The organism is Anoxybacillus sp. ST70 (genome assembly GCF_019553625.1).
GTDB classification, from domain to species: Bacteria; Bacillota; Bacilli; order Bacillales; family Anoxybacillaceae; genus Anoxybacillus; species Anoxybacillus gonensis.
On sequence record NZ_JAHZOF010000017.1, the window covers coordinates 1 to 21,839 of the forward strand.

At 39.9% G+C, this 21,839-nt stretch carries 17 protein-coding genes and 5 pseudogenes; 4 read left to right on the forward strand and 18 right to left on the reverse strand.

Annotated elements, in window-relative coordinates:
* Window positions 1-573 precede the first annotated feature (573 nt).
* Window positions 574-1,263: pseudogene (locus K1I43_RS14700) on the reverse strand (IS256 family transposase); the annotation flags it as partial.
* 76 nt (window positions 1,264-1,339) lie between these two features.
* Between K1I43_RS14700 and K1I43_RS14705 the strand changes: the two are divergent.
* Window positions 1,340-2,508 (forward strand): IS3 family transposase gene (locus tag K1I43_RS14705; protein WP_255572305.1). Its coding sequence is split into 2 segments (ribosomal slippage): window positions 1,340-1,595 and window positions 1,595-2,508, totalling 1,170 coding nucleotides; the frame shifts between segments, so codons are not numbered across the junction.
* Window positions 2,509-2,655: 147 nt separating this feature from the next.
* Here K1I43_RS14705 and K1I43_RS14710 read toward each other — a convergent pair.
* The 3 genes and pseudogenes from K1I43_RS14710 to K1I43_RS14720 all read right to left on the reverse strand — a co-directional run.
* Window positions 2,656-3,138: pseudogene (locus tag K1I43_RS14710) on the reverse strand (IS256 family transposase); the annotation flags it as partial.
* A 223-nt stretch (window positions 3,139-3,361) separates the two neighbouring features.
* Window positions 3,362-4,552 (reverse strand): ISL3 family transposase, encoded by a 1,191-nt coding sequence (locus K1I43_RS14715; protein WP_136260485.1) that lies wholly within the window; start codon window positions 4,550-4,552, stop codon window positions 3,362-3,364.
* Window positions 4,553-4,818: 266 nt separating this feature from the next.
* Window positions 4,819-4,998 (reverse strand): annotated as a pseudogene (locus K1I43_RS14720) (AAA family ATPase); the annotation flags it as partial.
* Window positions 4,999-5,091: 93 nt separating this feature from the next.
* On the opposite strand from K1I43_RS14720, the gene K1I43_RS15740 reads away from it, so the two are divergent.
* From K1I43_RS15740 to K1I43_RS15900, 3 genes and pseudogenes are all read left to right on the forward strand, one after another.
* Complete coding sequence (locus tag K1I43_RS15740) at window positions 5,092-5,316, forward strand: hypothetical protein (protein WP_240688469.1); 225 nt, start codon at window positions 5,092-5,094, stop codon at window positions 5,314-5,316.
* Window positions 5,297-5,989: an IS4 family transposase gene (locus K1I43_RS15745; protein ID WP_240688467.1), complete on the forward strand. Its 693-nt coding sequence runs from the start codon at window positions 5,297-5,299 to the stop codon at window positions 5,987-5,989. Before K1I43_RS15740 ends, K1I43_RS15745 begins: the two co-directional genes overlap by 20 nt.
* 53 nt (window positions 5,990-6,042) lie before the next feature.
* Window positions 6,043-6,105, forward strand: a pseudogene (locus K1I43_RS15900) (hypothetical protein); the annotation flags it as partial.
* A 139-nt stretch (window positions 6,106-6,244) separates the two neighbouring features.
* Here K1I43_RS15900 and K1I43_RS15755 read toward each other — a convergent pair.
* The 14 genes and pseudogenes from K1I43_RS15755 to K1I43_RS14790 form a co-directional block, all read right to left on the reverse strand.
* Entirely contained in the window at window positions 6,245-6,472 is a 228-nt protein-coding gene (locus tag K1I43_RS15755) for a hypothetical protein (protein ID WP_211278792.1), read from the reverse strand.
* 236 nt (window positions 6,473-6,708) lie between these two features.
* Window positions 6,709-7,719 carry a UDP-glucose 4-epimerase GalE gene (galE, locus tag K1I43_RS14730; RefSeq protein ID WP_136260484.1) on the reverse strand — a complete coding sequence of 337 codons (1,011 nt, stop codon included), beginning with the start codon at window positions 7,717-7,719 and terminating at the stop codon, window positions 6,709-6,711.
* Window positions 7,720-7,740: 21 nt separating this feature from the next.
* Window positions 7,741-8,991, reverse strand: a complete 1,251-nt coding sequence (locus K1I43_RS14735; protein ID WP_168707742.1) for an MFS transporter — start codon at window positions 8,989-8,991, stop codon at window positions 7,741-7,743.
* Window positions 8,992-9,025: 34 nt separating this feature from the next.
* Complete coding sequence (locus K1I43_RS14740) at window positions 9,026-10,429, reverse strand: alkaline phosphatase family protein (RefSeq protein ID WP_136260483.1); 1,404 nt, start codon at window positions 10,427-10,429, stop codon at window positions 9,026-9,028.
* A 16-nt stretch (window positions 10,430-10,445) separates the two neighbouring features.
* Entirely contained in the window at window positions 10,446-11,759 is a 1,314-nt protein-coding gene (locus K1I43_RS14745; protein WP_136260482.1) for a phenylacetate--CoA ligase family protein, read from the reverse strand.
* A 17-nt stretch (window positions 11,760-11,776) separates the two neighbouring features.
* A complete protein-coding gene (locus tag K1I43_RS14750) occupies window positions 11,777-13,105 on the reverse strand; it encodes an alkaline phosphatase family protein (RefSeq protein WP_168707741.1) in 1,329 nt (442 codons plus the stop codon).
* Entirely contained in the window at window positions 13,102-13,905 is an 804-nt protein-coding gene (locus tag K1I43_RS14755; RefSeq protein WP_006322445.1) for a sugar phosphate isomerase/epimerase family protein, read from the reverse strand. Before K1I43_RS14755 ends, K1I43_RS14750 begins: the two co-directional genes overlap by 4 nt.
* Entirely contained in the window at window positions 13,898-14,749 is an 852-nt protein-coding gene (locus tag K1I43_RS14760; protein ID WP_006322444.1) for a sugar phosphate isomerase/epimerase family protein, read from the reverse strand. The genes K1I43_RS14755 and K1I43_RS14760 overlap by 8 nt, the downstream gene beginning before the upstream one ends.
* Window positions 14,750-15,146: 397 nt before the next feature.
* Window positions 15,147-16,314, reverse strand: a pseudogene (locus tag K1I43_RS14765) (IS110 family RNA-guided transposase).
* Window positions 16,315-16,426: 112 nt separating this feature from the next.
* Window positions 16,427-17,491, reverse strand: coding sequence for an Ldh family oxidoreductase (locus tag K1I43_RS14770; RefSeq protein ID WP_136260481.1), 1,065 nt, complete (start codon window positions 17,489-17,491; stop codon window positions 16,427-16,429).
* Window positions 17,472-18,551: a beta-L-arabinofuranosidase domain-containing protein gene (locus tag K1I43_RS14775; protein WP_168707740.1), complete on the reverse strand. Its 1,080-nt coding sequence runs from the start codon at window positions 18,549-18,551 to the stop codon at window positions 17,472-17,474. Before K1I43_RS14775 ends, K1I43_RS14770 begins: the two co-directional genes overlap by 20 nt.
* Entirely contained in the window at window positions 18,538-19,803 is a 1,266-nt protein-coding gene (locus tag K1I43_RS14780) for a glycosyltransferase family 4 protein (protein ID WP_136260479.1), read from the reverse strand. Before K1I43_RS14780 ends, K1I43_RS14775 begins: the two co-directional genes overlap by 14 nt.
* The gene (locus tag K1I43_RS14785) at window positions 19,803-20,861 is read right to left on the reverse strand and encodes a Gfo/Idh/MocA family protein (protein WP_136260478.1); all 1,059 of its coding nucleotides are present in this window, start codon (window positions 20,859-20,861) and stop codon (window positions 19,803-19,805) included. Before K1I43_RS14785 ends, K1I43_RS14780 begins: the two co-directional genes overlap by 1 nt.
* A 34-nt stretch (window positions 20,862-20,895) precedes the next feature.
* Window positions 20,896-21,114, reverse strand: coding sequence for a hypothetical protein (locus K1I43_RS14790; RefSeq protein WP_042896096.1), 219 nt, complete (start codon window positions 21,112-21,114; stop codon window positions 20,896-20,898).
* Window positions 21,115-21,839 lie beyond the last annotated feature (725 nt).

Sequence of the window (21,839 nt, forward strand, 5' to 3'; positions counted from 1 at the left end):
CTCAACTGTAAATACAGCTTGTTGTACCGTCAACATGTGATTCACCTCCTTGTCTATCAATATTCACATCATAGACAGGAAAAGCAAAAAATATTCAGCTCACTTTATGATGTGGCTGAATAGTTACTGCTTATCCATCTCTTCCTCATCTCCTTTCAAACGCTTACGATTTTTAAATTCTATATTTTTTATAAAATCCTTTTTTATACATGCCTGTCGAATGATAATAGATCGTTCTCCGAAGATGAGTATTTTTTAACTTATCGCTTATATCCCCATACGTCCACTATATTTCATATCGGCGTGGTCATCGCTATTTTTATATTTGAATATTTAGATAATTTAACTAAAAAAATAAAAAGCTGTCCCATGTGATTATGCAACATTGTACATAAGTATTGTTCATTAGTTCGGTACCGTCAAGAATTTTGTGTAATGTAAAATAGATAGGGTATCTCTGAAATAGATTTTAGAATAGAGGGGAGACTGGTTTCCTCCACACAAGAGACTGAATATTCAGTCTCTTGTGTGGAAAGGGAGAATCCCCTTATCTCACTAATTTACATTATTTGGTTAACTGTAACGTTCTTCAAACATTCGTTGAAGGGCTTCATGTGCTTCGGCAAATCCTCGCAACTTTCGTCCTGCCCATTTCTCATTAAAATCTTGGATGGTCAAATACACGACTTTTTCAGCGGCTTCTAAACTACTCAAACTGTTCATCGGCTTGAGACGTTTCCGAATCTCCTTGATCGTTCGTTCAATGGCATTCGTCGTATAAATCACACTTCGAATACTGCTTGGATAATCCATAAATGTAAGGAGGACATCCAACTCATTGGCCCAAGATTGAACTTCTCTCGGATACTTGCTTGACCATTTCGACTCAAACTGTTGAAACATCTGTAACGCCATCTCCTTATTCGGTGCACGATAAATCAGTTTGAGACCCTCTGCCACGTCGAATTGATCTTTTTTCCGAACACGATTTAAGGTATTACGTACTTTGTGAACGACACAACACTGCACATCGGCTTTCGGATAAACTGCCTTAAAGGCTTCCTCCAACCCCGGTAGTCCATCGAATACGCCCAGAAGCACTTCCTTGACGCCTCTTTGATAGAGCTGTTGGAGAATTTTCTGCCATACATAGGCGCTTTCTTGTCCTCCCACGAAGAAATCCAGAATTTCGCGATACCCTTCTTCATTCACTCCAAACACCACATAAATGACTTCTTTCTCTACCGTATCGCGGCGAAGTTTTGATGTTAGTCTAGATTATAGACACAACGAATAGAGAAATGTATAGTAAATCTATCAAACATGAGGAGTGTCTATAATGACAAGACGTTTTGACAAAGAATTCAAAGTACACGCAGTTAAATTAGTGCTAGAGGAAGGGAAAGCAGTCGCTGAAACAGCTAGACAACTAGATATTTCACCAAAAACCCTTCATAAGTGGGTAGCAGATTATAAAAATGATGCGGAACATAGCTTTGTCGGAAGCGGGAACCTCAAGCCAGAAGATCGCGAAAAGCGTGAACTGCAAAAACGCATTCGTGACTTAGAGGAGGAAAACGCGATCTTAAAAAAGGCCATGGGCATCTTCGCCAAAAACCAGAAGTAATTTATGCATTCATTCATACGCATCGAAAGGAGTTTCGTGTGGCGAAGATGTGTGAAGTCCTAGGTGTTTCAAGAAGTGGATACTATGCATGGGCCAAACGGCCAGAAAGTCAACAAAAGAAAAGACAGGAAGCGTTGAAAAAGCAAATCAAAAAGATTCATATCGAGTCCAGAGAAACATATGGCAGTCCAAAAATCACAAAAATCCTTCAGAAACAAGGAGTAAAGGTCTCTCAGAAAACCGTCGCAAGAATCATGAAAGACGATGACATTCGTTCCAAAACGAAGAAAAAATATAAAGCCACCACGAATTCGAAGCATCATTTGCCTGTGTATCCCAACTTATTACATCAGCAGTTTGAAGTGGATAAGCCAAACAAAGTATGGGTGGCGGATATCACCTATATTTGGACGAAAGAAGGCTGGCTGTATTTAGCATCCATCATGGATTTGTTTTCTCGTAAAATCGTTGGCTGGTATCTTTCCGAGCGAATGACAAAAGAGTTAGTGATCAAAGCACTAAGCCGAGCCATCAACCAGAGAAAGCCCCAACCAGGTCTGATTCACCATTCGGATCAAGGGAGCCAGTATGCATCGAATGAATACCAAGCCATGTTGAGGAAATACGGAATGCAGACGAGCATGAGTCGAAAGGGAAACTGTTATGATAATGCATGTGCGGAATCGTTTCACAGCATCATCAAAAAGGAACTGATTTTCCACGAGACCTTTACAACAAGGGAAGAGGCCAAACATCGGATTTTTGAATATATTGAGTGTTTTTATAACTCGCAGCGAATTCATTCCGCTAACGAGTACATGTCTCTGATGGCATATGAGAAGCTGCATCAACACGACAAAAAACAATCCTTCTCTGAATGAGTAACGATATGGCGGTTTCTTAATCCTCTTGAGAAGGGGAATGGTTTACCAACCGTTCTCCTTCTCAAGAGGCCACCAAACGAAGTGCGGTAGTAGGAGTTAAAATGTTTCTCCATTTTATGTGTCTATTTTCTTGACATAATACCATTTCACGTACAAGCCGTCCAAATATAAGACAGAATAACGTTTGGATAGTGGACGATGGTGCCATTTCTCGATGTCTTCTTTCACGACATCGGTAATACGGCTGATCGTTGCAGGAGAATAGGCATTGCCTAAAATTCGTTCAATAAACTTGCCAATTTCCCGTGTACTCATGCCACTTTGATACATCCTAATGATGGCTTCCTCCAGCCAGCCGGTGTGGCGTTGATAAGGGGCAAACAACTGCGTTTGAAATTCTCCGTTTCGGTCTCTTGGCACCAAAAGTCCTTCAATTCGGCCATATTGTGTATCTAGATTTCGTTGATAGTAGCCGTTTCTCATATTGGATGTGTCCGCCTGTTCGATTTCGAGGAAATGTTTGATTTCTTCCCGCATGATCAGTTCTAATTTTTCCTTTACAAACTGACGAATGACACTTTCCAGTTGATTTGCCCAGTCGACATTCGGTATACTTTTAGTGTAAATTAGCACATTATTTCAGAATCCCTTTTTCAAATTATGGGTCTTCACCATTTTCTGTGATTTCTACTCAATCCTAGAAACATGTTAGCTGGATGAAATAGGTTCATCAGTCAGAATCCTTCTTCCGCATACAGACCACGAAGTTGGTAGAATGGAAACAGTCAAGTGCTTTCCTTGACGGGTTCCATTCTACCAACTATCATACCGATAGTGGAAGAAGGGGCACTTAAGCAGCCCGACTACCTGTAGTGTTCCCTGTACACTCCAGAAATACACGCAAACGAAACCGTTCTCGATTTCGATAGCCATATGCTCGGCGTTTGATGTTTTTGATCTTGTGATTCGTCCCCTCGATTCGGGCATTGGTATATGGGCACAAAAAGTAGGAAAGAATAGGCTCCTTCCACCTTTCAAGCATGTTGGCTGCTTCCTGAAAAGAAGCAAAAGGGCTCTGTTTGGCTAACTGAATCCATTCTTCCAAGCGTTCCTTTGCTTCGTTATATTCATCGGTTCGGTAAAAATCCCGAAACAACTCTTTCAGATAATAAGCAATGGAAAGTGCCGGATACTCCTCCAAGATATCGTCTAATCGAAGCCGTTGGTCCTTACGAAGCTTTTCACATCCTTTTAAGAGAAGATATCGAGCCTTTTTCAATGGAGAAAATTCCTTTCTTGCTTGATCCAAGGCTTGTGTCACTTTTTGAACCACATGGTACTTATCGATGACAATCGAAGCAGATGGAAACAGGGCACGAACCGCCTTATGATAAGGTTCCCACATGTCAAGAATCACCGTTTGGACCATTTCTTTCGACAGGACATTTTGGCTCAACAAGTTGATGGCGCAGTCACATTGGCGATCGGCATGCATTCCCATGACCGATCCGGCTTTGGCATCCATCAATACGGTTTCATACTGATGTCCCTTTTTTACCGCGATTTCATCTAAGCTAAGCACCATCCCTTCCTGAAAAGATGCCCCCTTTGCTGCTTGGCGCTCTTTTGCTTTTTTCGATGCGATGGAGTAATAGATGCGTTCCAATGTCGTATATGGGATGCGGTGCTTTCGGCTAACCTCTTGAATGGTGGAGCCTTCACAAAGTTCATACAAGTACTCACAAAATCGATTGGTGTAGTGTTGATTGGGTTGAATCGATTCCAAAGAGGCGGAAAACACTTGGGAACAATTCCAGCACCGATAGCGCTTTACCTTTACGAACAAGTACACCGGTTGATGGAAAATCGCCAAATCCCGTACTTTTCTTGTCCGTCTGTCGTGGACAGAGGAAGTGGCAAACCCACAATGAGGGCAACGTTCCTGTGCCTCTGTTTTCTCTACATGAATCGCATAACCATAGGAAAGAAGTTCTTGTTTAATAACTTTAAATTCTGGCAATTCTAGTGATATAGAAAGCACTTACGAGACCTCCTTAATGTTTATTTCACCGCTAACATTATTGCCAGGATTTCGTCAGTGCTTTCTCTTTTTTGTCACTAAATCACAAAATTTGGTGATGAACCCAAATTATTTCGGACGGATTCGGAAATAATGTGCAAAATCTTTGCGAATTATTCCAGGTTTTGCAGATTATTTCCGAACGTTTGCACATTATTTCGGATGATTAACTAGAATGAGGATGGATCGGGATGAAACATAACAGGGGCCGATCAGCCCCTGCTGTGTCAGTACCCCATTTCTTCGGCTGCCATACGCACAATGTCTTCGTCAATCATATGTTTTTTTAATTGAGCGCCGTATAACAGGCGAGTGGTGGCGAGGTTGTTGATGATCCGCGGCCACCCCTGCGAATGCAGGGCAATCGCTTCTAAGGCAGCTGGGGTAAAAATCGGATGTTTCGCCCCATAGCCATCAAGTTAAGAATTTGATCTTTTTTCAGCGCCAAAAACATGATATCCTTTCTAACGAAAATCATCGTTGGAAAGGATTATTTTTTGATGGCAAAAAAGATGAAGGCATGGATAAAAACGATTCGTCAACTCTTCTCCTCTGAAGAACTGACCCGTCTGGCACGGAAAGTCGGATTCATTCAGCGGCAGCGTTCATTAACAGCGGAAGCCTTTCTGACGCTATGTGCTTGGGGAGACGGATCGCTCGCCTGTCAGTCGCTTCAGCGGTTGTGTGCCGATTTGGCGCTCTGGCATGATTGCTCTCTCGAATGAAGGACTGAATCAGCGGTTTACGCCTCGTGCCGTGGCGTTTTTAAAAGAGGTCTTTTTTACTCTCCTGATGCATCAACGTCCGTCACTCTCTTCCATCACCGAAACGTATCGCGCTTGTTTCACCCGTCTGCGGATCTTAGACTCTACCAGTTTTTTACTTCCAGCCGACTATGGTGAGGACTATCAAGGTTCGGTTTCATCTGGCGCCAAAATCCAATTTGAGTATGAGCTGTTATCGGGAACCTGTCTTCAGCTGTGCGTCCAACAGGCCAATGATTCCGATGCCCGCTTTGCTTATCATACCCAGCACACGATTTTACCGAATGACCTTTGCATTCGGGATCTGGGGTTTTTTTCACTCGCCACGCTGGCGGAGATCGATGCTCGAGGTGCTTATTATATTACCCGGTTGCGTTCCGATATCAAAGTCTATATCAAACAGGACGGGGAGTGGCACGAATGGGATTGGGAATCGATTGGGCGAGGGGGAAGCCGTGGAAGTGGAACACGTGTATATCGGACACCAACGCCTGTATGTTCCGCGTCTGATTTTTCGCCGTCTCACGGCGGAAGAATGGGAAAAACGGCTGGCGTACGTGCGGAAAAAGGAAAAAAGAAAGGGAAGGCGCTGTCACGCCAAACCCTTGAACAAAAAAATATCACATCTTACTGACCAATTTACCACAAGAATCGTTTGATGCGCAACAAGTTTATGAGCTGTATTCGCTGCGCTGGCAAGTGGAGCTGTTATTTAAGGGCTGGAAATCCTTATTTGACCTTGACCGTGTCAAAAAGATGAAGAAGGAACGATTCGAATGCCACTTATATGGGACATTGATTGCCATTTTAGTCACGCAGACTCTTCTGTTCCAAGCCCGAAGGTATTGGCATCAACGGGAGGGAATCGAGATCAGTGAATGGAAAGCGCTTAATATCCTCCAATCGTATTGGCATCGGTTTCTTTTGCATCCCCAAGCGATGGAAACCGCCCTTCCATCTCTCCTGTCTCTGTTAAGGAAACACGCGAGGAAAGACCGAAGGAAAGGAGAGGAAACGGTATCGGATCTTTTAAAGAAATTGGGGATATGGTAGTGTGGGTTATGGATATAAATGCCAAATAACCCTCTTCTTGAGGGTTATTTGGCATGCCCAGCATTTGGTTTTCTCTTCATCCTTTGATTGATTTTTCGAACATGCGTATCATCCTAAAAAATTTTATACCGCTAACTTGACGGGTATGGGGCCAATCCCCACTTTACCTGTGAATCGTAAAGACTGATTCGAAGAGCCGCGCTGTCGAATAGCTGTAAATGCATAGGGGAACTTTCGTTTGTTTTTTATAATATGGTAATTACTGTAATGTAATTGCTCGTTTACAGTTAATAATAAGCTTTACTCGTAACCGTTTGGGTTATTTAATTGCCAACCCCATGAATCTGCACACATTTCCTCAATTTCTCTTTTAGCTACCCATCCTAATTCTTTCTTTGCTTTTGTTGGATCTGCATAGCAGATCGCCACATCTCCTGATCGACGTTCAACAATTTTATAAGGAATTTTTACACCTGTTACTTTTTCAAATATAGAAATAATCTGAAGAACACTATATCCTATTCCTGTACCAAGGTTATATACATCGACACCCGTTGTCTCCAATACTTTTTCAAGTGCTTTTAAATGTCCAATTGCGAGATCAACAACATGGATATAATCGCGAACCCCTGTCCCATCAACAGTTGGATAATCATTACCAAACACCATTAATTCTTTTAATTTTCCAACAGCCACTTGAGTAATATTAGTCATTAGGTTTTTAGGAACACTATTAGGATCTTCACCAATTCGCCGACTTGGATGAGCCCCAACAGGATTAAAGTAACGTAAAATGGATATGCTCCAACTATTGTCAGCAACATACAAATCCCGTAACATCTCTTCAATCATTAATTTTGTTCGTCCATAGGGATTAGTTGCTCTAAGCGGAAAATTTTCGGAAATTGGCACACGCTTGGGTACACCATAGACCGTAGCCGAAGAACTAAATACAATTTTCTTAACGCCATATTTTTGCATAACCTCACATAGAATCAACGTACCAATAATATTATTATGATAGTAGCGAAGAGGGACTTTTATCGACTCACTAACCGCTTTAAGACCGGCAATATGAATCACTGTATCAATATGGTTTTCTATAAAAACCATTTCCAGTTCACGTCTATTAAGCAAATCGGTCTTATAAAATTTAAGTTCCTTTCCTGTAATTTCTTTTACACGTTTTAATGATTCAGCTTTGCTATTAGAAAGAGAATCTAGTACAATAACTTCATATCCTGCATTCAACAACTCTACACAGGTATGGCTTCCAATGTATCCTGCTCCACCAGTAATGAGGATAGCCATAAAATTCCCCCTGACATCTGTTTACCCAGCATTCTGTTTTTTTTCTTTCTGAGTAATTGATTGAATCACATTTACAAACTGTTTTTGTTTTGCAAAATAAACGGCAAACAATAATACCATAAACACAGGAATCAGCAAGACACCATATGAAACGTTTGCACCATATTTCTCTGCTATTACCCCTAAAATCGGTGCTCCAACAACCACTGAACCTTGATTAATGACCATTCGATAACTAGCCATTCTTCCATGGTAGGTTTTATCGGTAACAATCTGCTGAATGGACTGCATCAGTACTCTAAGCCAAGTAGTACCCAGACCAATCAAAAACACACCCGTAAAAGCAAGTGGTAGATATGACCCGAAAGTAAGAAGAAAAAGACCGATAAACACAGTCGTAAGGGAGTAAATGGATATTCTGTTTTTAAAAGTTAACAAGAACCATGTTGTCAAAACTCCGCCTACAATATTACCGATAGATAAGGTACTCTGCAAAATTCCATATAAAGAAGTGCTTTTTTTAAGAAAATCCGCTACATAGATTGATAGTAGACCATTACTACTGTGCAACACTAACTGCCCAACAAACATTATCACAAATAATTGAATCAAAAAAGGATGTGCCTTTAAATATTGAAATCCGTCGATGAAATCTGCTATAACGGAGCTTTTCTTAAGTTTTGAATTCAAGACTTTCTCTTGATTCACATGCGGAATTAGAAAAAGTAAAATACCTGAAGCAAGGAAGGCAATCCCGTTAAACAAAACCGCATATTTAGGATTGATAAACGATAATATTATTCCACCTAAAGTCGCTCCAATCAGTGATCCCGTTTCTCCAATAGCTCCAGTATAGCTGTATACTTTTGGAAGCTCATTTTTATCAAAAATTTCAGCCAAAAATGCCTGAGTCGCTGGTCTGTATAGTGAGACAGAAAGTTGAACAATTATATGTAGTCCTATAATGGTCCAGGCATGTAAAATACCAATCTGCATTAATCCTAGGAAGATTCCAGTAGCTGCAGTAACCACAAGATTGGATAAAATGGCTAATAATTTACGGTTAAAGCGATCTATAATAGTACCAAAAAACAAATTCAACAAAAGTCCAGGCAAAAAGCCAATTCCCACAAATAACCCGGTATAAGTCGCATCCCCGGTCAAATCATAGAGCATCCATGTAGATGCGATAAAATATACTCCAGACCCAAAAGTCGCCAAAAACAATCCGACTGCATATTTTAGAAAGCTTTTCCGATTTTGAATGCTCATCTTCATTCCCTCTCTTTAATCACCTCAGGAAGGGCTAAAGAGAAATAGCCCTTCCCCGCATCTCAGTTGGTACAGCAATTCCAAAATGTTTCAAAATAGACGGGGCTATATCATAAATTTCAATAGGTTCTCGTTCACCCGTGTCATTATTCATAAAGTCAGCCTGATTAACCGCACTGATAAACAATCCGTATTGACTGTGATTAGCACCATCCGGTCCAGTGTCGTTTTCATAAGTCCAAATCCCTTTATCTCCGATACTACCGATCGAGCGCCAATATAAATCACCAAAATAGACAATCAAATCAGGTGCAATGTTCATGCATTCCCCGTAAATTTCCTCCGACTTAAAGACTTTAGTTCCAATTTCTCTTCCATGTGGATCTTTAATGTTCGTTAACTCCTCAATTAATCGATTGCGGAACTCTTCATATTCCTCCGGAGCGAGAGATCCTTCAGGCTCACGCCCACGAACATTTAAAAAAATACGCCCATAATATCCACCGTCGCCCCATGCCTTCGTGTTTGCCCAATCAATATCTGCACTATGAATACTAGTCCTTGTAATTGGGTATGATTTAAGTTTCAAATACCCCTTTTGAATGAGCCATTCATTAATGCGGATACCACCATCCATTCGCTTAGCGCCATGATCAGAAACTACCATTACCCTCGCATTACCCGGAATCTTTTTTAAAAGCTGACTAATATGCTTATCAATGCGTTGGTAGTAATTATAGATCACGTCAGCATATTGCGGATTTTCTTCATACAGCACATGTTTTTTGTCCATAAATTTCCAGAAAGCATGCTGAATCCGATCTAACCCAATATCTACCATCATAAAAAAATCCCATTCTTTTGTTGTAACTAAATGCTCTGCCAGTTTAAATCTTTGATCTAGCATATTGTAAGCACTTTGTAAAATTTCATCATAATTCGATGAACGGAAATTTTTAATATCAAACTGGTACTTTCCTATCACTTCGGCAATCTCTTGACTCAACGACTGCGGATACGTATATGTATGCTCGGTATCAGGTGTCAAAAAACAACTTACAAGCAAAGTATTTGGAGCAGGTTGAACAGGGTAGGTTTGCGGAACGCCTAGTATAATTGACTTCAACCCGTGCTCCCCTAATATTTCCCAAACCCTCTTTGCCTTAATAGTATTAGAGTATGCTAAAGAATATCCATCATAGCTGTAATCTTTGCGGTTCCGGAAGCCATAACACCCGAGCTGCCCTGGGTTCAAGCCGGTTACCATAGCTGTCCATGCAGGGACAGTAATCGGTGGAATTGTACTTTTCATTCGAGAATACTGTCCCGTGTTCATTAATCTCTCTAGAGTTGGGAATTCCCCTTTCCATATGTCAAAAACTAAATCAGGTTCTGCACAATCCAAACCAATAATTATTAATTTTGTACGTTCACTCATTTTTTATATCACCTTTTTACTTTAATTTCTGTGGAACTCGACACAAAAAGGCTTTTACTTTTCCATTTGGACTTATAATATCTTCAATTTCGCAGAAGCGAAGAATAATTTCAGTTTCTTTACCCAGCCAGTCATGTAGTTTTGCAACATAATCTCGTACCTCTTGCTCAGTTGTGTTTTGTCCGAGCACCACATTTAACCTAACCTGCCCCGGTTTATCTTGTACAATCTGATATTGTGCAACTTTAATATCTTCTAGTTGACGCTTAAGTACATACGGATTCAACAAATCACCATTACCAAGCTCAATCGGATTCATTTCTCGTCCATCTATCATTTTGATAACCCTCGTTTTGCGGCCACACTTACATTTCTCTTTTGAAATCATTCCGAAATCTCCTGTACGATAACGAATAAATGGCATTGTTGTATTTAATAGATTTGTCGCTACAAATTCACCGTATTCCCCTTCCGTTAATCTTTCCCCATTAGCACCAACCAACTCAAGATATACAGACTCTTCGTTAATATGGTAATATTCAGGATATTCTGGGCACTGGAAAGCAATATCTCCAATCTCCTGCATCCCATAACAATCGACCACCTGTGCTTGGAATGCTTTCTCTAGGAACGTACGTGTTGATTTAGATAAGGATTCTCCGCCACAAATAATTAATCGAACTTTGCTTAATCCTTCTAATAAATCGTGTATTTCTAACAACTTGTAGAGAAGCAAGATTTCAGAACCATGACCACTAATTACTTCTGGACGATATTCTACTACTTGACGAATCATTTTAGGATCAATTAATTCAAGAGGGCCATTTATACCAATAAATGCTATACGAAACACACCTCCATATTCAACAGTCTTTTCTTTCAACCCATTCACACGTCCAGCAATTCTAAGTATGCGAGTTCCTTCTTCCAAACCGCGATCCTTTAGTATCTTCATAATGTTACTCATCCCTTGCACCAAGTGCACTTGATCCTTAATTGAAATAAATGGGACTCCAGTGCTACCTGAAGTCTTAGTTGAAAAACAAGTATCTACATCGATTTCGTCAGATACGTGATCATTATAACGCTCTAATATACTCTGTTTAGTTATTAGCGGAAATTCTTCCAAAGCTTTATACGGATTGGATTTAATCTGCTCCTCTGTGATCCCTAGTTCTTTGTAAACTGGTACATTGCGAATTGCATTCAACAATAAATGTTGTAAGCGCTCACTCTGAACATTATAGAGCTTTGTTTCATCCTTTTCGATAGACTTAAAGTGTTCATATCGATTAAGGATTTGATTTTTAAAGTCTGAAATCTCAATCATGAATAGTTTACCTCCTTCTAAAACTTATCAAAAATACTCTGTCCATCCATATTCTCTGGCTTTGACAAATTAAACAATTCTAATATTGTAGGAGCAAGATCAATGATGTTCACACCCTCTATCTTGGTAGGAGAATAAGAAGCATTTGGATCATAAAGTACCCACATACCGTTACGCGCATTGCCTGCACGCCAATGCTGAGGCTGGGTAAATAGTTCTGTACCATCCATACGGTCTTTAATATCATAACCATCCCTAAATTGAACTAATAAATCAGGTGCTTGATCAAGATACGGTCCGTGATACAACTCCTCACGTAAATAGACACGCTCTGCAATTGGTTCACCTGTCTCTGGGTTTTTTACTTCTGACAGTTTTCTCATTAATTCTTGGCGTAGTTTTTCATAATCTGGTTGTGACGGATGCTTTAAAATATAAACTGGACCTTGACTAGTAGCAACTGCTTGTGAATTTTCCCAATCAATCAACTCTTCTTTACCCGGTTGTGAATGGGAGACAAATTGCCAATCTTTTAGTTTATCTTTATGAATACGGAGATAACCATGCTTTTGTAGCCAAACGTTAATATTGAAAGTAAAATCAATCGGTGCACTTCCATGATCTGACATCAATATCAAAACCACTCCTAAATCCATAAAGCGTTGAATGTGCTGATCTATCCGTTTCCATCCTTCTAATGTTTGTTCCCCTGACCAAAAAAAGTGCTGCAATACATTGATATCAAAAGTCGTTACATGCACAAAATCAAGGTCATGTTCAACCAATAAATCATAGGCAGTTTCAAATCGGACATCAATCAAACGCAACGTATCCTGGATTTCAGGTGTTTCAAGCGTTGATTTTCTACATACCTTAGATTGAGGATATATCCGATAGTTGTACCGTTGGTATAACTTTTGCTTTAAGCTTACCGGATAAGTATAATTTTGATTTTCCGCATCAGGTATCGGGTGACCCGATATAAAATACCCGTTTACTGGACTTGGCGGAAACGTGCTCGGCATATTAATAACAGCAACGCGCTTTCCATTCTTACTAAGATACTCCCAGTAATCCTTCCCATGAAAAGATAGGGAATTAGGAACTTTGATCTTTCTCTTATCTCGGTCTATCATCTGCCACCAATAAACACCCAGTTTACCTGGGTTTTGACCAGTAGAATAACATTTCCAGTTTGGACAAGTAACAGGCGGTAGCTGACTGATTAGATCCCCCCATAATGAACGTTGACGTAGTTTAGCCAGATGCGGCAATTCCCCACTGGCTATCCAGGGATCCAACAATCTCCAGCATGCTCCATCCAATCCCATAACTACCACTTTCACACCAATTCCTCCCATGTATGCAATAAAACTTTCCTCTCATGTTCGGCAATATAGCGTGGATCACCTGCCACATGCGACTCCACTGTAATTGTACCTTCATACTCGATCATAAGAAGCCCTCTAAGTACGGCTTTAAGATCCAAATCTCCTTGTCCTAGTAACTGATGCTGAAAACCGCTGATAGTGTGCTTGATATCTTTAATGTGTACATGACGCAAATAAGGAGCAATTTTCAGGATTACATCTTCTTTATAATCCAGACCTGCACATATCAAATTGGCAGGATCAAAAACAATTCCTACATTTGGTAAATTAATTAACCTAATTAAACGAATGACTGCCTCAGGACTTTCAATTAGATACCCTGCATGCATCTCAAGCCCAATTTCAATACCATAAGATAATGCTAGTTCACATGCCTGCTGCATTACTTCTGTTGCCCTGTACCAATGTTCATCTCTCGCTTCCTGTGGTGATGGCTTAGATGGCCCAAATCGCAGAAGATGGCATTCCCAATAACTAGCTATTTCAAGGACACGTTTAAACTTATCTATTTCTTCTGTTGTCCAACCTTTGGTTGTCATCTCTTTACATTCATATAAAGCAATAGCACAAATCGATAAGCCATTCTGCTTTACCATTTGCTTAATTTCGTGTATTTCAGCTGTTTTATTAAGATTCAAATGAGGAGAGCGCCCCATCCATTCGAGTGCATCATATCCAAGATCACAGGCATCTCTAACTGCCTGCTGCCATGGATAATTCCGATATAATTTCGTAAATAATCCCAATTTAGGCACCTGGCCACATCTCCCGGAATTTAGACAAATAAATTTCAGAAGCTTCGTATCCTTCACGGGAAATATGTGCATAAGGCAAATCAAGCTCCTGGCGTGTAAAATGAAAATTAGGACGCCAATGTGTTTCAATCGAAGCATATCCTTCATACCCGTCTCTCTTTAGTTGTTTCAAAATTTCTCTAAAATCAATATCTCCTTTGCCCAGTTCTACATATCTTGGACCTTCTGGAGTTACTTTTACATCCTTAATATGGAGATGTGCAACTTTACCACGAATATGGGAATAGCCTTCAGGAAATGGGTCGCTCTCACGTTCGCCAAACAAACAGTTACCAGGATCCCAAACCACACCTACAAACGGCTCATTAATAATATCAATTAGCGCTCCGATATCACGAGTTGAGCCCACTATAGTACGAGAACCGTTTTCAATTCCCAGTATTACGTTTGTATTACGAAACAACTCAACCGCAGGCCGCATTTTCTCTGCAAGTTCTTCGAGACTGACTTCAAAATTCGGCTTCCAGAACGTAAATACTCTTAACACCCTAGCATTAAGAAATTGTGCAGCTTCTAAACCTCTTTTAATAATATCCATACTTTCTTGAAATTCACTGTCTGAATCGTAGCGGCACTTGAAGGCAAACGTAGCAATACAGGAGACCGACAAATTACTTTCTTCCATCCGTGCTTTAATTTCACCTAATTCCGATGTACTAACTTCAACAATGCTTTTATTCCACACATTACGTAATTCTAACGCTTCTATATCATACTTTACAGCCAAATCAATTGCTTCAGACAGATCTTCTGAAATTTCATCGGAAAAAATAGATTTTTTCATAATAACCCTCCCTCTATAAAATAACGATTTTCTCGTTTTTTCTTTGAATTTCTTCGATTTTCATGAACATAGACGTTTTGTAGACATCAGAAATAAGGATAGATATTGAATATTTATAAATTTTTGGATAGATAGAATGTAGTGGAACAAACTCCATCATCCAATTTTTTGAAAACAGAAGACATTTCCTTATGATCGCACCAATGGATCTCCACTTGTCTCATGGCGGTGTACCCTCCCATGTCTCACGGAGTCCTTCGCTCCTACATTCCTTCGTTCAGCCTATCCATGAGGTGGAGGTCGGAATATGCTCCTTTACTGGGTCTAAGCCCGTATGGTGTGATAACGCCCGACTTCTCCGTGCTTCTGATGTCTATCTTTGATACGTGTTTTCAGGTTAAGCGACTTCCTGCAATGTCTTTAAGTGTGGAATATCTTGTATCATTTTCTCTTCACTGAACGAAATTTGACGTCGACCAATGACGAATAAGATTCGAATGAGTTTACTACATAAAGCGACAAGAGACTGCTTACCGGTTAATGGGTTATCGTTTTTCCTCTGTGTTGACCGGATTCATTCTTTTTTAGGTTCAGCCCCGCCAGTTTGATGATTTGGCGTGGATGATGATATTGGTTGATGTCGCCCACTTCAGCGAAAAAGCCGACAACCGTCATTTCTCCGATGCCTTTGATCTCACACATCTCTTTGGCCCCTGGGATTGTTTGAACCATTTCGCTTAACTGCTTTTCAAGTTCATTTAGACGATGAGTTAAATACTCGTATTTCTCGAGTAAATAACGCAACTCTTCTTTGGCCATTTGAGTGCCCGTTTGAAGCCCAATGGAGGCTTTTGCCACCTCTTTTAACTGCTCAATTCGCTTCATTCCGACTGCCCGGTTGGCCACTTTCTTCACTTCCCAAAGAAGCCGTTCGGATGGAATCTTTGCGATTTCTTTTGGAAGACATCCCATTTTTAAAATCTGCAGCGCTGCTTTTCCGGTCCAATCTTTAAACACCGTAAGAAACTCCGGAAAATAGCGATCCAGCCAATTGTGCACTTGGGCTTGAAGTGCATGTAGATCCTGCATCACCATGTCGTGAAGTTTCATTCCTTCACGTAATTCCGCGTAAACTCCTTCCGGAAGAATCGGGATCGAATATCGACCATCCTTTACGAGCTGGGCAATGACCTTCGCATCTTTCACGTCGTTTTTCGTCGGAGAATTATCATCCAACTCTTTACTTCGTTTCACATGCATCGGGTTCACGGTGACACATCGGATGTCATGTGATTGTAAGAAGTAAGCGAAATTCAGCCAATAGTGTCCGGTTGGCTCCATTCCTACGATGACATCTCTTTTTTCATGTTGGTTCATCAAGGTGTGTACCCAATTTAAAAACGTTTGAAACCCTGTTCTTGAGTTTTCAACTATAACGGCCTTCGATAGATCGAATCCCCGATAATCTTGAGCTCTTGCCACGTGTTTGTGTTTCGCGATATCAACGCCAATGATTAACGTGTGTTCAGTGATTTGCCTAATTTTCGAATTCGGTTATAATTCATATCAGGTCCTCCTTGGTTTATTAGTTAGGGGTCAAGTCCTTGACACCCTGTATCATACCAAGGGGACTTTTTTTGTTTCAAACCTCATTTTCCTCATTACAGGAATGCTCCTTTATGGGAAAGGATGCTCAATCTCTAATTCTTCTGCAATCTGAATGAGAGGAACAAGCTGCTTCTCCTCAAATGGCACACCCTCAGATTCTCGAATTCGTTTTGTTCTCATTTCACGTTCACCTGGAATTAAGATTTCATCAAACCCATCTGCTTTTTTTGTGCACTTAATGATATGAATCCATTCCTCGACTCTTTCTATAAATGTTTCAAGGGACATATACTGGGTAACGTCGTAAGCAATAAAAGTATGTGAAGATCCTGCGATTTTGGCATAATCTTCGCGCTGTCTTCTCACTTTTGATGCAAAAAGCCCACCACTCATTACACCTGTCAATAAATCGACTAACATACCAATTCCAAATCCTTTATGCTTACCAAACGGTAACACTACACCACCGTTGATAAAATCTTGAGGATCAGTGCTTGGACGACCTTTAGCATCCAGAATCCATCCTTCTGGGATTTCCTTTTCACCTGATTGAGCAGCCAAACGCACACGTCCGCACGCGACTTCTCCTGTTGCCATATCAAGTAGAAATAACGGTTCGTCTCTGCCCGGTACGGATACAGACAGAGCGTTGTTTCCAAGTACTGGCTCAGCACCACCCCATGCTGCAACATTTGGCCCAGAGTTCGTTAGAACGATGCCAATCAAACCTTGCTCGGCAATCATTCTACTGTAATAACCCAACATACCGATATGATTACTGTTTTTCACCATCACCAACCCAGCACCGTACCGCTTAGCACTTGTCAGAACCTCGTGTACAGCTTGTACAGCCGTGACAGGTCCCATTGCTCCATAGGCATCAACTAGGAGTTGACCTGCTTTTCTCCATACCTCCTTTGGTTTAGCTTCAGCACGAATCCCTCCTTGCTGAAGCCTACGCACATATGTTGGTAGTAATCCCGTACCATGAGAACTAATACCGCATACATCGGCAGCAACTAGTACATCAGCCGTTATTGCTGCATCCTCAAATTCTAAACCTGCTTTCTGTAACACCTCTTGTGCAAACGCAAGTAAATCCTTTACTTTAACTCTATGTATGGCAAATGTCATATTTCCCTCCCCCTAATTCAAGCATAAGACTATCGATAAGATACTTTACAGCCCAATTAGGTACACGACTGAACATATAGCCATCTTCAACAACAGGATGGCATCCATGTAACCCTGCCGGTCGTTTACTAGCATATGCTCCGTAGACTTGACAACAAAAATGATTCAATCGCTTGGCTAAATGTTCAAATGAGCGGGCACCTAACACTCTCATTCTCATAGCTACACCCGCAATCTGAGCATTTCCTGTCAAACAGGCCCATGATCGAATCGGTTTCCATGAACTATCAATTTCCCCCGATAAAAAACCATCCTCGTCCGTTAAAGTATCAATTTGTACAAGCACTTTCTCTACTGCATGTAGGCAATCTGTTTTTCGATAGTAAACCGAGCTTTCTGCCAAACCTTGCAATACATATCCAATGGTATGCGTCAAAGCATAACGAAAGCGTCCAAGATGATTTTTTTCAAAATATCCATTCTCCCGCTGTAATTCAAGACACCAATCTACATTCTTTTCTGCAGCTTTGCAGTATCGCGGATCATCCACTATCTCAGTTAAACGAAACAATACCCATGCAATTAAAACATGGTAAGCTAGTGACTCACGGTCAGTATATGCAGAAGTTTCAATCCAAGCACCGTTTTCTTCTTGATGATGTAACAACCAATCTCCCGCTTTACATGCAGCACTTAAAAAATAACTGTCTCCTGTATAGACATAAACATCTAATAATCCTTGTAATACCATTCCAGTATTAAACACAGCTGGTCCTTGTTTTGCATCAATTAAACCTGCAGGAATCCAACCTTCTTGATCCTGTATCTCGATTAACCATTTTGCAGCCCTAATTGCACGTGAAATAGCTTCTTCATCCTCATATGCCTGTCCGTAACGTAAAAGGGTTCCTATAATATATCCTGTCGTCTCGGGGTAAGCCGCAGAATATTGCTGTTTTCTGAAATCGTACCATCCCGCAATTCCATCACTGCCTGATCTATCTTGAGCTTCCTTAAGCCAAGATACCGCATCTTGTAGAATTTGATTATACTTGTTCACCAGTCACCTTCCTCTCTCCCAAGTGTTGATAGGCCGTCACGTGATCTAAAACACCCGCAAGCTGTTTTGTCAATTCGCGGCGCTCAAATAATAAAATTCTAGGATCTACTCGGTTTATAAGTTGACCCGCTTTCCAATCTGTATATAACTTATTCAGCGCTTCAATAACATCCTCGATTTGAAAAGCATTAACCCCTTGTTCAAATTCTCGAATAATATTTGACACAAAACATTCCTTTTGGGCAACATGTAAAATGGGTTGTCCACTTCGTAAGTACTCAAACGTTTTACCTGGAATACAATTATCATAATCAGAATTATGAGGACCGACACGTGTTAATAATAGTAATACATCTGTTTGATAAAGTGCTTGAATACTGGCTTTATGTTCAATAAATCCATGAAATTCTACATACTCACTGATATCTTTCAATTTTTCCTGAACTTGGGGATCACGTAAATATCCATAAATACTTAGTTTTACATGATCTGGAGTAAGATGATAGTTATTAATAAATTGTCGAAATCCTTTGAAAAAAGTCTCTGTAACCACATCATCGTATAATCCACCGTTATAACCGATAGTAAATACACCCTTCTTCTGTCTTGAAATGTTAATATTTATAAAATCTTGCTCATCATAACCATTTGGAATTGACAGGCATTTTCCATCTGGTGGTCTTTCCACAAAATGATGTTCCTTATCAAAAGTAGTTATAATTAGAAAATCAGCTTTGCGGATAATGGCCTTTTCCAATTTTTTATCCAACCAATTGTGGACTCTAGTATAAGGTTTGTAAAACGGATTCATTGTCCATGGATCTCGAAAATCAGCCACCCATGGTACTCCGTACAAAGTCTTTAAAAGATATCCAGCCAAATGAGAGCTTACAGGAGAAGAAGTTGTAATAATGGCATCTACACTTTTCATATATTTTCTTGCTTTTAAAAATGCCTGTAGAGCAAACCCCCAATGACGATCAGGATAATTAAGTAAGGGACGTAAATACTTTGGAGCTTTACCATCCCTGAAAATCGACTCCAAAGGTGAATTGACCCGAACAATCTCCATGTTATCCATACAATCTTTTAAAAGCGACATATCTTCGAGGGGATAGGTAGAATTTTTGACAGTCACGATTATCGGATGCCAGCCGTATAGTTGAAGATATTTACTGAATTTTAAAGAACGTTGCACACCTGCACCGCTAACAGGTGGAAAGAAGTAAGCAATATACAATACTTTTTTCATTAGATTTTTAACTCCAATTCTACTGCTACTCCCTTTTGGGAAGATTCAATAATAGCTTCTAAAATACCTACCAATTGATAGGCTTCTCTTGCCGTTACTATCGGCTTTCCTTCTCCCGTGACTGCCTTGGAAAAATCTGAAAAAATAGCCCCATGATAAGTTTGATTTTCTACTTTGTTAATTGGTATATCTTCTGTTACTGCTTCAGGCATGGCGTAGATGTGAGATTGATCTCTTTTGATAAACACGTTAATATCACAATTTAATAATGATTTTGACAACTTATCTCGCTCCACATGCAAATTCCCCTTATCTCCAAACAGTTCAATATAGCTCTGCCCTGGAATTTGCACCGTATTGCAATGAATAGTAGATTGGATACCATTCCCATAATCAAATATGACAGAAACAATATCATCTACTTCAATATTATGTCTGACCGTACCACTTACTGCTGTCACCCTTTTAGGGACTCCCATAAACCATAACATTAAGTCAATCATATGCGGAGCCTGATTCATTATTACTCCTGCTCCAGCATACTGTTTAGAGGAACGCCAAGGGGCACTGCGAAAATAATACTCAGTGCGAAATGTGGTATGTACCGCATGAGCTCGGTATAAATCCCCTATTTGTCCAGAATCCATAATCTGTTTTGCTTTCATTATTTCCGGTCTGCAACGATATTGCTGAATTGTACTCAGTAATACACCTTGTCGATCAGCAAATTGTACAAGTTCGAAAGCCTTTTCTGATGAAATAGCCAAAGGTTTTTCCACAAGTACATGTTTTCCGGAGGCAATACACGCCGCAACTTGCTCATAATGCAAATAATGCGGAGTACAAATCGATACGGCATCCAATTGATGTCCCTTTTCTGTGAGCAAGGAATCCAAATCAGCATACCAGTCTACCTGTAAAGTTTCTGACAATTCTCTTCCCTTAACAACATTGGTGTCACAAATTGCAATTAAAGTGCTTTTGTCGTCATCTAGAATAGAACGTATATGATGCTTGCCTACAACACCTGCTGCACCGACAACTGCCCAACGTATCATAATTCTAACAACCACCTAAATATTTTTTTGTTTATTACTCTATATACCCAAGGTCTTGCAACCGCTCTACCAATTCAGATTCCTGCTTCTTTATGTGAGTATCGATTTGAAACAATACTTCCTCATAGTCTAGCCCATAGCTAATAATTAAAGGTATTAAATCAAGCATACCAATTCCTTTTTGTCTACAAATCTTATTTAGCCTCTCCAAAAGTTGGCTTGATAACATTATCTGAATCTCTTGTGATTGCATACTGAATCCTCTCCATGATTGATTAATGAGTAAAAAATTGGAGGGCGAATTTCCCTAGATCCACTCCCTCGTGTTGAGGAAATGTAAGAGAGATTCACCCTCAAATGCATTCATTCTCTTTACATTAAAGAGAAAGAACAGAAATCACTGGTTGACCTTTAATGATTTTGATTTTTTGTTCTTTTTTCATTTTCCACACCTCCCCAAACACCCAAAATAAGGTGTTGCAATAAAATATTGCAAACCTCTACTTTTATTTTATAAAAAATTATTATATTGTCAATATTATATTAAATTTTTAATAATTGAAAATTTCTGTTTATAAGTTATAATAAGTATAGAATAGAAATTTATTCTATCATTTAGCTTGAAAATACCGTTAAAATCATTCATTCAATCCTATTCACTATATCTTCTAGTTCGTGACGACATTACTAAGGATTGAACTGTTACTTCAAATAACCGTGTTCTCAGTAAATTTGTTCTATGAAAGAGTATCATTTTTCACTGTTGTTCAAACTTTAAATTAGAGTGATAACATAATTGTCATTCGCTGCAAAGCATATACTGTTCTTGCGCGACAAACATGTTCAATAAATTAACTGTAGATGAGCAAATTCGCTAACATAAATTTACAACCAAACAAAAAAGGAGACATGAACCCGATTCCTTGGTTAAAATAGATGTGCCACAACTATCCACAAGGAGGTTCATGTCTCATGAAT

Coding starts and splice junctions, on each gene's coding strand:
- K1I43_RS15740 (WP_240688469.1), top strand. CDS start 5,092: ATGGCAAAAAAGATGAAGGCATGGATAAAAACGATTCGTCAACTCTTC.
- K1I43_RS15745 (WP_240688467.1), top strand. CDS start 5,297: ATGATTGCTCTCTCGAATGAAGGACTGAATCAGCGGTTTACGCCTCGT.
- K1I43_RS15755 (WP_211278792.1), bottom strand. CDS start 6,472: ATGCTGGGCATGCCAAATAACCCTCAAGAAGAGGGTTATTTGGCATTT.
- galE (WP_136260484.1), bottom strand. CDS start 7,719: ATGGCTATCCTCATTACTGGTGGAGCAGGATACATTGGAAGCCATACC.
- K1I43_RS14735 (WP_168707742.1), bottom strand. CDS start 8,991: ATGAGCATTCAAAATCGGAAAAGCTTTCTAAAATATGCAGTCGGATTG.
- K1I43_RS14740 (WP_136260483.1), bottom strand. CDS start 10,429: ATGAGTGAACGTACAAAATTAATAATTATTGGTTTGGATTGTGCAGAA.
- K1I43_RS14745 (WP_136260482.1), bottom strand. CDS start 11,759: ATGATTGAGATTTCAGACTTTAAAAATCAAATCCTTAATCGATATGAA.
- K1I43_RS14760 (WP_006322444.1), bottom strand. CDS start 14,749: ATGAAAAAATCTATTTTTTCCGATGAAATTTCAGAAGATCTGTCTGAA.
- K1I43_RS14770 (WP_136260481.1), bottom strand. CDS start 17,491: ATGACATTTGCCATACATAGAGTTAAAGTAAAGGATTTACTTGCGTTT.
- K1I43_RS14780 (WP_136260479.1), bottom strand. CDS start 19,803: ATGAAAAAAGTATTGTATATTGCTTACTTCTTTCCACCTGTTAGCGGT.
- K1I43_RS14785 (WP_136260478.1), bottom strand. CDS start 20,861: ATGATACGTTGGGCAGTTGTCGGTGCAGCAGGTGTTGTAGGCAAGCAT.
- K1I43_RS14790 (WP_042896096.1), bottom strand. CDS start 21,114: ATGCAATCACAAGAGATTCAGATAATGTTATCAAGCCAACTTTTGGAG.